This window comes from Pseudomonas fluorescens, from assembly GCF_001648775.1.
Taxonomy (GTDB): domain Bacteria; phylum Pseudomonadota; class Gammaproteobacteria; order Pseudomonadales; family Pseudomonadaceae; genus Aquipseudomonas; species Aquipseudomonas fluorescens_M.
Window position 1 is genome coordinate 1 of the sequence record NZ_LVEJ01000063.1, and the last position, 381, is coordinate 381.

Consider the following 381-nt stretch of genomic DNA (forward strand, 5'->3'; position numbering starts at 1 on the left):
GCGATGTGCTCGGCCAGCGGGTCGCTGACGCTGGTGCACATGTTCGAGGCCGCGCGGTTCGTGCCGATTGGCGACACCCCGGTGACCCTCGAACCGGTGCTTGCCGATGTCGGCGGTGAGCTGACGTTCGGCGAGCCGCGGCACCACACCATCGGGCCGAGTGGCATTCTGCAGGTGACTGACTGCGATCGGGGCCAGCGTTATCGCATCACCTTCTTTCCCGATGTTTCCAGCGACCATGTGCAGACGCTGTACGCCTCCTATCAGGGAATCATCGATGGCCTGGAGGGCTGGCTGCGCAATGAATGGAGCGGGTTTCAACCGCTGTGGGCGGAGTTTTCCAGCGCCGGCTTTCTTGACCGCTACGGTCAACTGCAACAA

Annotated in this window: 1 protein-coding gene; it reads left to right on the forward strand. The window is 63.0% G+C overall.

Annotation, left to right across the window (positions count from 1 at the left end; all coding sequences use genetic code 11):
* The coding region (locus A8O26_RS30045) for a hypothetical protein (RefSeq protein WP_172828233.1) at positions 1-381 on the forward strand (381 nt) is incomplete at both ends.